The following is a 12,810-nucleotide window of genomic DNA, read 5'->3' on the forward strand; positions in this document are numbered from 1 at the left end:
TAGTTGCGTATGGCGCTGTCACCTTCAGCTTAACTGGCCGGGGCCAGCGGTGCAATGGGTTCCCACACGGTGATTTGCGGCAATTCAATATTGTTGCGTAGATGCGCCAGGAATTGCGCGCGCGGAATCGGCGCCGCGCCCAGCGAGGCCAGGTGGCCGGTCTCCTGTTGGCAATCGATCATCTTGACGCCGTGCCGGCGCAGGAAGCCCACCAGGTAGGCCAGCGCGATCTTGGAGCCGTCGGTCACGCGCGCGAACATCGACTCGCCGTAGAACATGCGGCCGATCGAAACGCCGTAGGCACCGCCGACCAGCTCGCCTTCCAGCCACACCTCGGCCGAGTGCGCGTAGCCGAGCCGGTGCAGGCCCGTGTAGCCGTCGATGATGTCCTCCGAGATCCACGTGCCGGGACCGTCCCGGCGCGGCGCGGCGCAGGCGCGCATGACGTCCTCGAAGGCGCTGTCGAAGCGCACCTGCCAGCGGCCGCCGGCGGCCATCTCGCGCTCGACCTTACGCAGCGTCTTCTTCAGGCTGTCGGAGATGCGGAAGCGCTCGGTCATCAGCACCATGCGCGGATCGGTGCTCCACCACAGGATGGGCTGGCCTTCCGAGAACCACGGGAAGATGCCGTGCCGGTAGGCCATCAGCAAACGCTGCGGCGACAGGTCGGCGCCGGCGGCCAGCAGGCCGGGCGCCTCGGACGTCAGCGCCTGCGAGACGTCGGGGAATGGCGTGTCGCGTTCGAGCCAGGGGATCACGTCGGTTCCGCGTCCGAGCGCATCGTGCGGGTGATGTCCTGGGCGTGGAAGCCGTAGCCGGTGCTCTTGTTTTCCCGCATGCGCGCGCGGTCGGCGAAGAACAATTCCAGGGTGGTGCGGATGGTGGGGAAGGCCAGATCGTCCCAGGGGATCTCCGCCTCGCTGAACATTTGCACGTCCAGGCTTTCCTCGCCGGGAGCGAAGTCGAGGTCGAGCAGGGTGGCCAGGTAGAACATATGGACCTGGTGCACACGCGAGACGTTCAACAGTGAAAACAGTTTACCCAGTTCGATGTTGGCGCCGGCTTCCTCCTGCGTTTCGCGCATCGCCGCCTCGGCCGTGGTCTCATTGTTTTCCATGAAACCGGCCGGCAGCGTCCAGTAGCCGTAGCGCGGTTCGATCGCGCGCTTGCACAGCAGGACTTTCAGCTCGCCATCGCGTTCCCACACGGGGATCGTGCCCAACACCATTTTCGGGTTTTGGTAGTGGATGGTGGAGCAGCTTTCGCAAACGTAGCGGGGACGGTTGTCGCCTGCTGGTATCAGCAGGCTGACGGGGGAGGCGCATTCGGAACAGAATTTCATAGGGGAAGGTGCTTAGGGGCGGATATTTTTGTTCATATTGGTTACTTTACACCGATTGCGCCGCGCACGGCATTGGCTACGGTGGGTAGGGAATGCATTTATTCGGACTATCGCGCGCGATTTCAGGATTAACATTGCCTAAATTGCTGAACTGCCCTATAATGATTGCACAGACGCGGGGTGGAGCAGTCTGGCAGCTCGTCGGGCTCATAACCCGAAGGTCACAGGTTCAAATCCTGTCCCCGCAACCAAATTCGAAAGCCGTTGATTCTTTTACAGGGATCAGCGGCTTTTTCTCATTTGTACTGGCGTTATCTCAGCGCTTCCGCCTCACTGCGTCGAAATAGAATCCATCCCAATGGATGACGATCCGATCTTTGCTCTTCAAGAAAATGTAAGTGCACCCGGCGTCGATCGCCGTCATTTGCTCGGGCAAGCCCATGTTCACCGAGCTGACATGCCCCTGTTCACGCATGCTGCGTGCCGTGTCCTCGACGGTGCGCTCGTAGCTTGGCGCGTCGCATTGCTGGTCATTAAAGACTAACTTGTCTTTGGCGACAATGATGGTCTTTCCGATCAGTTTTTTGGCCTCTAAGTCCGATAGTGCGGTTATGTGCGCCGAGTCGAGAATTTTGGTGATTTTCCAGCGACCGTAGATATCTGCGTTCACGTTCTTGCCGGGCGCGCTGTCGGCCCACGCGGGCATAGACGATAAAAATAGAGTTGCGGTCAGCGTGGCTGTGAGTAGCCAGCGAATTCTCGTGAAGATTGTCATGATTCTTCTCCAGGACTTATTTTGCTGTGGTCCGAAATGGCGCACTTTCCTCTTCACGTCGTTGTATCAGGCCTCTAGCGAGCACCAGTTTCGACCCATGCTTGGTTTTGATCCACATCTTGTTGGACTGAGCGATGCCCATGGCCGCCGCTTGGAAGTCTCCCGCGTCCACGCGTTTGAAGGTCGCTTTCGCGCCGTGCGCGCCGACGTTATAGACGAAGCTGACTAGCGCGTCGAACTGGTTCTGATTAAGGATTTGACGCGAGACGTTGCGCCGTACCGCATGTTCCGCGTCTGCGATCCTGGACGCGAAAGCTGCTTCGACTTCCGCTGCTCCCACCTTCGTTTTTAGTTCCTCATCCGTACAAGGGCCTTTGTGGGCGAGCGTGCCAATCCCCCAGGTGCAATTTCCGCGTCCCGGGCGGCCTCCATCGTCGTAGTAGCTGTACACCACTTTCTCGTGCGATCGAATTCTGGCGCGCGCGGCGTTGCTCATGCTCATCGTCGCATTGCCTTTCGTTGCTTCTTCTGCCTGCATTGCGTTCTCCTTGGTCGGTCAAACCGCATTGGGTGGCCAAGTTAAGAATTTACGCTGGCCCATCAAACTCCTTAATGACATCCCGCAATTGCCACGATGCTGGACGAGCAAATAATGGGCAGATGCGCCTGGCATTCAATGCGTACCACCATTCGGAGGAAGTATGGCTATAGACGTTTATCTTCAGATTGAGGGCATCAAAGGCGAGTCGACGGATGACCGACACCGCGACTGGATCGAATGCAAATCAGTGTCGTGCGAACTTCGTCAACCTCGGTCCGCGACGGCATCGACTGGCGGTGGGCACACCGCAGAACGGTGCGAGCATGGCGAAATTGTAGTGGCAAAGCTGGCCGATCTCGCTTCTCCGCTCTTGTTGCAAAACTGTTCGACGGGACGTACGCTTCCGAAGGCGCGTATTGAATTCATGCGCGCCGATGGCTTGGGCGAACGGGTCAAATACTTCGAGATCGAGCTGGAGAATGTGTTGATCGGTGGAGTTTCGCCGAGCATACGCGAGGGGGAAATCCTGAGCGAATACGTCGCGCTGAAATATTCGCGAATCAAATGGAAGTACACCCAGCAAAAGGTCGCAGGTGGTTCCGCAGGCAATGTCGCCGGCGGCTGGGACCTCTCCGCAAACAAAATCTGCTGAGAATGCTTACGCTGCGCGTTTCACGGTAAATAATCCTCGTCAAGCAATTGATCTTTGGTGAACGGTGTCGAGGCTGGAAATGCCGACTTGGGTAAGCCTGTTTCGCACGCGGCCAGGGCTGCGGCATGGACGTAGGATTCTTCGATAACGTCCTCCAGTGTTGGCTTGAGGCTTGGCATGTCTTCCAAAAAGTCCGTGATGCGGTAACGGTGTTCCCTTATCGTACCCAACCAGATGCCGGAAATGACTTCAGGTTGCAGTTTGCATTTCAACAAATGCATCATCAACTGCTCGATGCGACGTTCGAACTCACGCTTTTCTGCGCGCGCCAAACTCTCGAGCTCCTCGATGATGTTTTCCAGGTCGAGCCGGTCGAACTGTTTGGCGCGCAGCAGTTCTATCTGGGCGCTGGTCCAGACGAGAAAGTCGGCTTCGTGGTCGGTGTTGATGTGATCGTCCATGTTGCACCCTCGCTTACGGTAGATAGTCGGGATCGAATATTTGCTGGCGTGTGAACGGATTGGCTTTTGGGAATGTCGCCTTCGGCAGGCCGGTCTCTGCCGTCGCGCCATCGACGGCGTCCGGGTAAACATCCAATAGATACTCACCAATCAAATTAGCCAGGCTTGGCATTTCCTTCAGCAGACGTTTGATGCGGCGACGTTGCTCGCTGACGGTGCCGCGCCAGCCGTTGGACGCGCGTGCCGGTTGGTACTTGAGCTTGAGCAGATGGATCAGCAGGATTTCAAGGCGGTGCGCGAGTTCGCGTTTCTGCTGTCCGGCCATGGCTTCGATTTCCTCGATCAAATGTTCCAGGTCCAGTCGGTCGAATTGCTTGGCGCGCAGTAGCTCGGCCTGGTTTTGCAGCCAGACGAGAAAGTCCCTGTCGTAATCGGTTTTGATGTGATCGTCCATGGGGCACCTCCGCCAGCGTAATGCGGTCGTCGGAGCTTTACTTTACGCCCGCTCAAAGGGGCGGGCAAGTCAGGCCGGCGGCAACGTGGCGCAGGATGTGCGGATGAAATCGAGCATGGCTGGGGTGACCCATGTGCCAGTGAGCAATCGCGGTTCTTGCGTGTGGGCGTGGCGAATTTTTTCCAGCGTCGCCGGGTTGTCGCCGATGCGGGCGCTAAATAGGGTCATCCATTCGCGGGCCAGCGCTTGCGATGCCGGAGCGGCGGGATCGGCGCCGGCTTCGAGCTGTTGGTGGACCGCCGCGATCAGCGCCATCCACTCCGCGCCATGCTGGCTGGCGCCGACACGCATGCGGTGCAATTCATCCTCGTCGAGATAGTCGGCGTAGAGCGCCAGCTTGTGTTCGCCGAACGCTTCGATCACGTACTGCTTCAGTTGCTGCGTGATCCCCGTGTGCAGTTGGGCGGCCGGCTCCATCTCCATCATCACCGTGACGCGGCGCGCGAAGTCGGGATTGGCGGCGGTGTCGCGTTCAAGCATCTGCATCCAGCGCTCGGCCAGTTGACGCGGCTCGGCGTCGGCGGGCGGGACGCCTTGCCGCATCAGGTCCTGTATCTGCGCCACCAGCGTGGCCCAGCCGCTGTTGCGGCGCGCGTCCTGCTGCCAGAAGGGCAGGCGGTGCAATTCGTCCTTGGTGAAGTATTTGTCGTAGAGGTTCATCAGCTCCAGCGTGGACAGCCAGTCGGCCAGTTCCGGCTCGGCGCCGCCGGCCATCTGCCGGTGCAGGTGCGAGAGCTGTTCGCGCAGCGCGCTTGCTTGCGCGATTTGCTGGTCGAGGGTGGCGATCTGCTGCGCGACGACGTCGGCGAACGGCGCGTCGGGACTGGCGAGGAAGGTGCCGATGTCCGCCAGCGACATGCCGAAGCGGCGCAGCGCCTGGATCTGGTGCAGACGGGCGATGTCGGCGCGGTTGTAGAGTCGATAGCCGGAATCGGTGTGCGCCGATGGCGTCAGCAGGTCGATGCTGTCGTAGTGGTGGAGGGCGCGCACCGTGAGTCCGGAGCGGGTGGCCAGCTCGCCGATCTTTAACACGGCTTGATTGCGATGTTCTTTCATGCGCGATAGTGTACGCGAGACCGGAGTGACACGTAGGGCGGATTAGGCGGTACGCCGTAATCCGCCATGAGCCGCCGACGGCGCATGCATGGCGGATTACGCTGCGCTAATCCGCCCTACGTGATTCCGATGTGTTGCTGGCGATGGCGTCCTTCGGCAGCTTTAGCAGCAAGGCCAGTAGCGACGCCAATTCGGCGCGCATGTCGCGGCGGTCGACGATCATGTCGATGGCGCCGCGTTCGAGCAGGAATTCCGAACGCTGATAGCCCTCCGGCAGTGTGACCCCCAAGGTGCTTTTGATGACGCGCGCGCCGGTGAACGCGATCAGCGCCTTCGGTTCGGCGATCACCAGGTCGCCCAGGAAGCAGAACGAGGCTGATATGCCACCCGACGTGGGATCGGTCAGCACCGATACGAAGGGCAGCTTTTTCTCCGCCAGCCTGGCCAGCATGGCTGTGGTTTTCGCCATCTGCATCAACGACAGCAAGCCTTCCTGCATGCGCGCGCCGCCGCTGGCGGTGATGCAGACGAATGGCACATGCTGGTCGATGGCGGCCTGCACGCCGCGCACGAAGCGCTCACCGACCACCGATCCCATCGAGCCGCCCATGAAGTCGAATTCGAAGCACGCCACCACCACCGGCACCGACAGGACAGCGCCGCCGATGACGATGATCGCGTCGGTCTCGCCGGTCGCTTCCATCGCCGCTTGCAGGCGCGCCGGATAGCTTTTGCTGCCTTTGAACTTGAGCATGTCGACCGTAAGCACTTCCTGGCCGATCTCGTGACGGCCGCCTGCGTCGAGCAGGGCGTCGAGACGGGCGCGCGCGCGAATACGCAGATGGTGGCTGCATTTGGGGCAGACGTGCAGGTTGGTTTCGAGGTCGGCGCGGTACAACACCGCCTCGCACGCGGGACACTTGATCCACAGGCCGGCCGGTATCGATTGGCGCGGTTCGGCGCCGTTGCGGTTGAACCGCGGGGGCAGCAGTTTTTCGATCCAGCTCATGGCATCCTTGATAGTGTCGGAGATGCCGGAATCGTAAAGCCTGACGTTACGTCAGGATCAAGCGGAATCTTTGTCGTCGCTGTCGCCGCGCGGGTGCAGGCTGGCCCACAGGTGGGCGGCGGCCATCGTTCGGTGGGGCGCGTAGCGGGCCAGAATTTGTTCGGTGCGCGGCATGTCCGGTTTCGTTTCTTCACCCAGCAGCTGCTGCAGCGCGGCGCGGATGGCGACGTCGCCGTGCAGCGAGCAGTCGGCGTGGCCGTAGCCGCGCAGCAGGCCGTAATTGACCGTCCAGGGCCCGATGCCTTTGACGGCCAGCAGCGCCGCCGAGATCTGTTCGATGCTGTTGGTGGGCGTGACGTCCAGCAGTAGTTCGCCGCTGGCGACCAGGTTCGCCAGCCGCAGCAAGGTCTCCGCCTTGGCGCGCGAGAACTTGCGGCTGGTAAGATCGTCGATGCCCAGTTTTACCGCGTCGGCCGCCTCCGGGTAGCACCACAAGCCGCTGCTGTGCTGGCGGCCGGCCTGCAAAATGAACGTGCGGCGCAGCGAGATGGCGAACGACAGGTTGATTTGCTGGCCGATGATGGCCCAGGTCAGCGTTTCGAACACGGTGGCCGATTGCACGATGCGCAGGCCCGGCTGCGCCACGGTCAAGGGGCCGAACATGTCGTCCTTTGCGGCGAAGGCGCAAAATGGTTCCGGATCGATGCGCAGCCCGAGGATGCTGAGCGCCGCTTCGCGCACGCGTTGTTGCGAGGCTTTGGACAGTTTGCCGTCGGTGTGCACCGTGCAGCTGGCGCTGGTGGGCGCCAACGCAATGTCCAGCACCACCGGCACGCCGTCCAGCACTACGCCTTTGCGCAGGCGCGTGTCGCTGACTTCTTCGGCGACGCTTTCGGTGTCGCGGCTGTGGAAGGCCAGTACGTCATGCAGGCGGTAGTTGGCCGGCAGGTCCAGTGTGAAGCTTTTCATACGGGTTTGGTTTTGCGCAGTGGGCCGAAGTTGGGACGGAAGCCTGTGACCAGCGCCGTGCCGGCGATGACGATGGCGGCGCCGGCGATGGTGTACCAGCCGACGGTCTCGCCGAGGAACAGCGTGCCCCACAAAATGCCGAACAACGGGCTAAGGAAGGTCACCGTCAACGCCGACGACGGGCCGACATCCTGGATCAGGCGGAAGTAGATCAGGTAGGCGATACCGCTGCACAGCACACCGAGCGCGATCACTGCGCCCATGATGCCGACGGTCGGCTCGCCCGGCGCCGGGAAGAAAGGCACAATCGGCAGCACCAGCAGCGTGGAGGCCCACATCGAGCCGTGCGCGTTGGACAGCGGCTCGACGTCCTTGACCGATTTGGCGTAATTGCTGGCGATGCCGTAGTTGAAGGAGGCGAACAGCACGGCGGCGATCGCGAGGCCGGCGCCGGGTTTGGTACTGATATGGTCGAAGCCGACCAGCAGCGCGACGCCGCACGCACCCAGCACAAGGCCGAGCATGACTTTGCCGCCGACCATCTGGCGGGTGAGCACGGCGGCGATCAGGGTGCCCCAAAGCGGCGTGGTGGCGTTCAGCACCGCCAGCAGGGAGGCCGACAGCGTGCGGGCGGCGAAGGCGAACATCAGGAACGGTAGCGCGGAGTTGAACAGGCCGAGGATGAGGTAGTGCTTCCAATGCTTGCGCAGGTCGAGCGGCTTTTTCAGCACGACCGCGATCACCGCCAGGAAAAGGGAGGCGAACAGCACGCGGTATTCGATCAGGACGGCGGCGCCCAGCACCGGGGCGGCGATCCGCATGAACAGGAAGGAGCCGCCCCAGATGGCGGCCAGGAAGATCAGGCGGAGGAGGTTGGCGGTGCTCATGCAGTTTTGATTGGTTGTTTGGTAGATGTTCGTAGGGCGGATTAGCGCGCAGCGCGTAATCCGCCATGAGCCGCCGATGACGCATGCATGGCGGATTACGCTACGCTAATCCGCCCTACGTGTTTCCGTCTCTCCGCTTCTTGCTTTTGAATTTATACCGCGCCGGTGTCGACCGCACACACCGTGTCGCCCGGCGCCACCGGCGAGGCGGCGTGCGGAATCAGCATCGTCGTCGGCACGCCGTTTTTGATCGCCGTCAGCTCCGCCAGAATCGAGATGGCGATCTCCGACGGCGTTTTGCTGCCGATGTACAGTCCTATCGGCCCGTGCAGGCGCGCCAGCTGTTCCGGCGTCAGGTCGAATTCCAGCAGCCGCTCGCGGCGCTTGCTGTTGTTCAGGCGCGAGCCGATTGCGCCGACGTAGAACGCGTCCGACTTCAACGCCTCCATCAGCGCCAGGTCATCCAGCTTGGGGTCGTGCGTCAGCGCCACCACGGCGCTGCGGTGGTCCAGCTTCATCGACAGCACGATATCGTCGGGCATGTCGTGCACCAGCTGCACGCCGTCGACGTGCCAGCCGGCGCGATATTCCTCGCGCGGGTCGCAGACGATGACGTGGTAGTCCATCGCGGTGGCGATTTGCGCCAGGAAGCGCGAGAGCTGTCCGGCGCCGATGATCAGCAGCCGCCAGCGCGGCCCGTGCAAGGTGACCATGGCCCGCTCGCTCACCTGCATCTGGGCGCCCGCCGCCGCCTTCGACAACTCGACGTCGCCGGTTTGCAGATCGAGCCGGCGCTGCACCAGTTCGTGCTGGTCGAGACGTTCCAGCAGCTCGGCGACGCGGCTGCGCTCCGACAGCGGTTCGATCGACAGTTCGATGGTGCCGCCGCAGGGCAGGCCGAAACGGTGCGCCTCGTCGGCGGTGATGCCGTAGCTGACGATTTCGGGCAAGGTGCGGCTGATGCCCTCGTCGCGCACGCGCGCGATCAGGTCATCCTCGATGCAGCCCCCCGAGACGGAGCCGATCACCGTGCCATCTTCGCAGATGGCCAGGGTGGCGCCGACCGGACGGGGACTCGAGCCCCAGGTCTTGATGACGGTGATAAGTTCGCAGCGGCGCCCGGAGGCGATCCACGCGGCGCTGGTTTTGAGTACTTCGAGATCGATGCTGTCCATGGATGGAATATACTACGGCTCTCCAAAGCTTGCAGGAACTGCCATGACCGACCACAAGGAAGACGACGGCTCACCCAAATTCGGCCGCCTGCTGATCGTGCTGATTATCGCCGTGGTGTTCTGCGGCGGCCTGACCTGGCTGATGGGTACCGTGTTCCCGGATTTCCCGAATTTCCGCTAAAGCCTGCGCGAAGTTAGCGCTTGCACACCCTCGTAAGCGCCTTTTCGAACGGGCTGCCCGGCGCTACTTCCTCGGGGCTGAATTTCTCGTAGATATAGTTTTCGACCGGTTCGCCCCTGCCCATCGTCTCGGGATAGAACACTTGCGACAGCATCACCGCCGTGCGGTCCTCGCAGGAATACAGGTGCTGCGCCTTGACCGAGCGGTAAGGCTTGCCCTCCGGCGTCTGCTGCGCCTTGGTGTAGGAGTGCAGCGACCACACCTTGCGGGTCTTGTCTTTTTTGACGACCTTGGTGCTGTCGATGTAGAAGACGTTGCCCGGGCCGGAACTGACTTTGCGCCATTGCGCCGCCTGGGCCCCGCCCGATACGGCCATCGACATCAGCAGGACCGCCACCAATGCCGGTTTTTTCATCGGGATCACGGCACCAGCGGCTTCTTGGCCGCCTGCTTGCCCTTGATTTCGGCGACGGTCTTGTCGATCGCGGCCAGGCGGTAGTTGATGCCGGGGTGGTTGGCGGTATAGCCGTTCAGCACCGAAGCCGGATACTGGCTGGCCAGCCGCTGCCAGAAGGCGCGCGCCTGCGCGGTGCTGTAGCCGGCCCGCGCCACCATATACAGCGACAGCGAATCGGCCGCCGCGTCCAGCTCCTGCGGCATCGGCTTGATGCCGGCGCTGCCGATCAGCATCGACAGGTCCGGCCGCACCGCGACCAGGTTGTCGATGATGCTGCCGACCGTGTAGGCCGACCGCGTTTTGGCGGCGTGGCCCAGCACATTGTGCGCGATGTCCTTGGCCAGCACATAGGCGATGGCTTCGTCGGTCTGCGCGAAGTTGACCATGCCGCGCGTGATCATGACGCGCTGGCCGTCCGAGTAGGCGTTGATATTGTCCGAATTGCCGATGTCGATCTTGAAGGCGCAGGCGCGCGTGACCGGCACCCTGAGCGCCTGGTTGCTGCCTTTGCGTTCGACGATCAGATTGAGCGACTGGTTGTTGGCGACCAGCGGTCCCAGCACGCCTGCCGCCTCGGTCTCGGCGTGTTGGCCGGTGGGCAGGCTTTTGCCTTCGGCCGCCAGCAGCACGTCGCCCTTGCGCAGGCCCACGCGCGCGGCGCCGCTGCCGGCCAGCACGCTGGCCACTTCCAGGCGGTCGCCGTAGTTCAGCACCGCCTGCGCGGCGTCGACGAATTCGCCGGAGTACGAGTATTTGTTCTTGGCGGTGAAGCCGAGCAGGTTGCGGGCCTGGTTGCGGCACAGGTCCGCGTTGTTGATCAACAGCGGACCGGCGATGCGGTACAGCCGGTCCTGCAACGCGACCATTTGTCCCAGTGCCTGGCGTGCCGCCGCCATTTTGGCGGTGACCACCGGCGCGCCTTCGTCGACGGTGCGCGCGACCACCGGACCCTGTTCGGGTTCGGCCGTCCTGGAGGTGAAGGTCGAACAGGCCGACAGCAGCAGCGCCGTGGCCAGCAGGGATATAGTGGCGAATTTCTTCGAATTGTTTTGCTGGACCATCCCTAGTCTCCGTATTTTTTTAGTGTTTTCCGGTGCTTCCAAAACCGCCGGCACCGCGTTCGCTGGTGTCGAATTCTTCGACGACGTTGAAACCGACTTGCAGGACCGGAACGATGATCAGCTGCGCCAGGCGCTCCATCGGGTTCAGGGTGAAGGCGCTGTTGCCCCTGTTCCATGTCGAGATCATCAACTGGCCCTGGTAATCGGAATCGATCAAGCCTACCAGATTCCCCAGTACGATGCCGTTCTTGTGGCCCATGCCGCTGCGCGGCAGGATCATGGCGGCGTAGCCCGGATCGGCGACGTGGATCGCCAGGCCGGTCGGGATCAGCACGGTCTGGCCGGCTTCGATGGTGATCGGCGCGTCGATGCAGGCGCGCAGATCGAGGCCGGCGGAACCCGGGGTGGCGTAGGCCGGCAACTGGTCTTTCATGCGCGGGTCGAGGATTTTGACGTCGATGTTTTTCATGCGTTTTGCTCTATTTTTTGCTCTATTATTTTGCGAACAGCGAGTGCTGCGAGATGCGTTTGGAGATTTCGGAAATCAGCTGGCGCGCCAGGGTCAGTTTGTCGGCGCGCGGCAGGATGGTGTGGCCGTTCTCGTCGAACAGGATGATGGTGTTGTCGTCCTGACCGAAGGTGTGGTGGCCGATGTTCCCGACCAGCAGGGGGATGCCTTTTTTCTCGCGCTTGTCGGCGCCGAACTGGATCAGGTTTTCCGATTCGGCGGCGAAGCCGACGCAGTACGGATGGCCGGCCAGCGAGGTGCGGGCGGCGACGGTGGCGAGGATGTCCGGGTTCTGTTCGAACTTCAGGTCCGGCACCGAGCCGTCCGGATTCTTCTTCAGTTTCTGTTCGCTCGAATTGGACACGCGCCAGTCGGCGACGGCCGCCACGGCGATGAAGATATGCTGGTGGTCGACGTTGGCCAGCACGGCGTCGTGCATCTGCACCGCGCTTTGGACGTTGATGCGCTGGACGCCGAACGGCGCCGGCAGCGCGGTCGGGCCGGACACCAGCACCACTTCGGCGCCGGCTTCACGCGCCGCGCGCGCCACCGCGTAACCCATCTTCCCGGACGACAGATTGGTGATGCCACGCACCGGGTCGATCGGCTCGAAGGTCGGGCCGGCGGTGATCAGGATGCGTTTGCCGGCCAGGACTTTCGGCTGGAACGACGCGATCAATTCTTCCAGCAGCTGCGCCGGTTCCAGCATGCGGCCCATGCCCACTTCGCCGCAGGCCTGGTCGCCGGCGGCAGGGCCGAAGATGACGATGCCGTCGTCCTCCAGCTGCCTTGTGTTGCGCTGGGTGGCGGGGTTCTGCCACATTTCCACGTTCATCGCCGGCGCCACCAGCAGCGGCACGCGGCGCGGGCGCGCCAGGCACATGGTCGACAGCAGGTCGTCGCAGACGCCGTGCGCCAATTTATACATAAAGTCGGCCGAGCAGGGCGCGATCAGGATCGCGTCGGCGTCGCGGGTGACGTCGATGTGGGCCATGTTGTTGTCCACGCGCGGGTCCCACTGGCTGCTGAATACCTTGTTGCCCGACAGGGCCTGCATTGTGACGGCGGTGATGAAGTGGGTCGCGGCGTCGGTCATCACCACTTGCACCGAGGCGCCGGCCTTGGTCAGCGCGCGGCACAGTTCCGCCGCCTTGTAGCAGGCCACGCCCCCGGACAGGCCAAGGACGATTTTTTTACCAGTCAATTCCATGATGCCGCTCTC

The 12,810-nt window shown here is 62.3% G+C and carries 17 protein-coding genes and 1 tRNA gene; 3 read left to right on the forward strand and 15 right to left on the reverse strand.

Annotation, left to right across the window (positions count from 1 at the left end; genetic code table 11):
* Window positions 1–29: 29 nt before the first annotated feature.
* Window positions 30–758, reverse strand: coding sequence for a leucyl/phenylalanyl-tRNA--protein transferase (aat, locus tag NHH88_08315; protein ID USX15769.1), 729 nt, complete (start codon window positions 756–758; stop codon window positions 30–32).
* Window positions 755–1,342, reverse strand: coding sequence for an NUDIX hydrolase (locus tag NHH88_08320; protein ID USX15770.1), 588 nt, complete (start codon window positions 1,340–1,342; stop codon window positions 755–757). The genes aat and NHH88_08320 overlap by 4 nt, the downstream gene beginning before the upstream one ends.
* Before the next feature lie 174 nt (window positions 1,343–1,516).
* Between NHH88_08320 and NHH88_08325 the strand changes: the two genes are divergently transcribed.
* Window positions 1,517–1,593: transfer RNA gene (locus NHH88_08325), tRNA-Met, on the forward strand.
* 65 nt (window positions 1,594–1,658) lie between these two features.
* Here the strand turns inward: NHH88_08325 and NHH88_08330 are convergent.
* Together NHH88_08330 and NHH88_08335 are read right to left on the reverse strand one after the other, a co-directional pair.
* Window positions 1,659–2,117 carry a hypothetical protein gene (locus NHH88_08330; protein USX15771.1) on the reverse strand — a complete coding sequence of 153 codons (459 nt, stop codon included), beginning with the start codon at window positions 2,115–2,117 and terminating at the stop codon, window positions 1,659–1,661.
* 16 nt (window positions 2,118–2,133) lie between these two features.
* Window positions 2,134–2,655 carry a lysozyme gene (locus NHH88_08335; protein ID USX15772.1) on the reverse strand — a complete coding sequence of 174 codons (522 nt, stop codon included), beginning with the start codon at window positions 2,653–2,655 and terminating at the stop codon, window positions 2,134–2,136.
* A 163-nt stretch (window positions 2,656–2,818) separates the two neighbouring features.
* On the opposite strand from NHH88_08335, the gene NHH88_08340 reads away from it, so the two are divergent.
* Window positions 2,819–3,310, forward strand: a complete 492-nt coding sequence (locus NHH88_08340; GenBank protein USX15773.1) for a type VI secretion system tube protein Hcp — start codon at window positions 2,819–2,821, stop codon at window positions 3,308–3,310.
* 20 nt (window positions 3,311–3,330) lie between these two features.
* On the opposite strand, the gene NHH88_08345 is transcribed toward NHH88_08340, so the two are convergent.
* The 7 genes from NHH88_08345 to NHH88_08375 all read right to left on the reverse strand — a co-directional run bounded on the left by NHH88_08345 (window position 3,331) and on the right by NHH88_08375 (window position 9,381).
* On the reverse strand, window positions 3,331–3,771 hold the full coding sequence (locus NHH88_08345; protein USX15774.1) for a DUF29 domain-containing protein: 441 nt from the start codon (window positions 3,769–3,771) through the stop codon (window positions 3,331–3,333).
* 13 nt (window positions 3,772–3,784) lie between these two features.
* Window positions 3,785–4,225, reverse strand: coding sequence for a DUF29 domain-containing protein (locus NHH88_08350; GenBank protein USX15775.1), 441 nt, complete (start codon window positions 4,223–4,225; stop codon window positions 3,785–3,787).
* Window positions 4,226–4,294: 69 nt separating this feature from the next.
* Window positions 4,295–5,341: a MerR family transcriptional regulator gene (locus tag NHH88_08355; protein USX15776.1), complete on the reverse strand. Its 1,047-nt coding sequence runs from the start codon at window positions 5,339–5,341 to the stop codon at window positions 4,295–4,297.
* Between the two features lie 106 nt (window positions 5,342–5,447).
* Entirely contained in the window at window positions 5,448–6,350 is a 903-nt protein-coding gene (accD, locus tag NHH88_08360) for an acetyl-CoA carboxylase, carboxyltransferase subunit beta (protein ID USX15777.1), read from the reverse strand.
* A 57-nt stretch (window positions 6,351–6,407) separates the two neighbouring features.
* Window positions 6,408–7,319 (reverse strand): DNA-3-methyladenine glycosylase 2, encoded by a 912-nt coding sequence (locus NHH88_08365; protein USX15778.1) that lies wholly within the window; start codon window positions 7,317–7,319, stop codon window positions 6,408–6,410.
* Entirely contained in the window at window positions 7,316–8,206 is an 891-nt protein-coding gene (locus tag NHH88_08370) for a DMT family transporter (GenBank protein USX15779.1), read from the reverse strand. The genes NHH88_08365 and NHH88_08370 overlap by 4 nt, the downstream gene beginning before the upstream one ends.
* Window positions 8,207–8,358: 152 nt before the next feature.
* Window positions 8,359–9,381, reverse strand: coding sequence for an XdhC family protein (locus tag NHH88_08375; GenBank protein ID USX15780.1), 1,023 nt, complete (start codon window positions 9,379–9,381; stop codon window positions 8,359–8,361).
* 43 nt (window positions 9,382–9,424) lie between these two features.
* Between NHH88_08375 and NHH88_08380 the strand changes: the two genes are divergently transcribed.
* Entirely contained in the window at window positions 9,425–9,562 is a 138-nt protein-coding gene (locus tag NHH88_08380) for a hypothetical protein (GenBank protein USX15781.1), read from the forward strand.
* A 13-nt stretch (window positions 9,563–9,575) separates the two neighbouring features.
* On the opposite strand, the gene NHH88_08385 is transcribed toward NHH88_08380, so the two are convergent.
* From NHH88_08385 to coaBC, 4 genes are read right to left on the reverse strand one after another with little or no spacing between them, the layout of a single operon-like run.
* Window positions 9,576–9,977 carry a hypothetical protein gene (locus tag NHH88_08385; GenBank protein ID USX15782.1) on the reverse strand — a complete coding sequence of 134 codons (402 nt, stop codon included), beginning with the start codon at window positions 9,975–9,977 and terminating at the stop codon, window positions 9,576–9,578.
* 5 nt (window positions 9,978–9,982) lie between these two features.
* Window positions 9,983–11,080 (reverse strand): M48 family metalloprotease, encoded by a 1,098-nt coding sequence (locus NHH88_08390; GenBank protein USX15783.1) that lies wholly within the window; start codon window positions 11,078–11,080, stop codon window positions 9,983–9,985.
* 19 nt (window positions 11,081–11,099) lie between these two features.
* Window positions 11,100–11,549, reverse strand: coding sequence for a dUTP diphosphatase (gene dut, locus NHH88_08395; protein USX15784.1), 450 nt, complete (start codon window positions 11,547–11,549; stop codon window positions 11,100–11,102).
* Window positions 11,550–11,574: 25 nt separating this feature from the next.
* Window positions 11,575–12,798 carry a bifunctional phosphopantothenoylcysteine decarboxylase/phosphopantothenate--cysteine ligase CoaBC gene (gene coaBC, locus NHH88_08400; GenBank protein USX15785.1) on the reverse strand — a complete coding sequence of 408 codons (1,224 nt, stop codon included), beginning with the start codon at window positions 12,796–12,798 and terminating at the stop codon, window positions 11,575–11,577.
* Window positions 12,799–12,810 lie beyond the last annotated feature (12 nt).

The organism is Oxalobacteraceae bacterium OTU3CAMAD1 (assembly GCA_024123915.1).
Classification (GTDB): Bacteria; Pseudomonadota; Gammaproteobacteria; order Burkholderiales; family Burkholderiaceae_D; genus Rugamonas.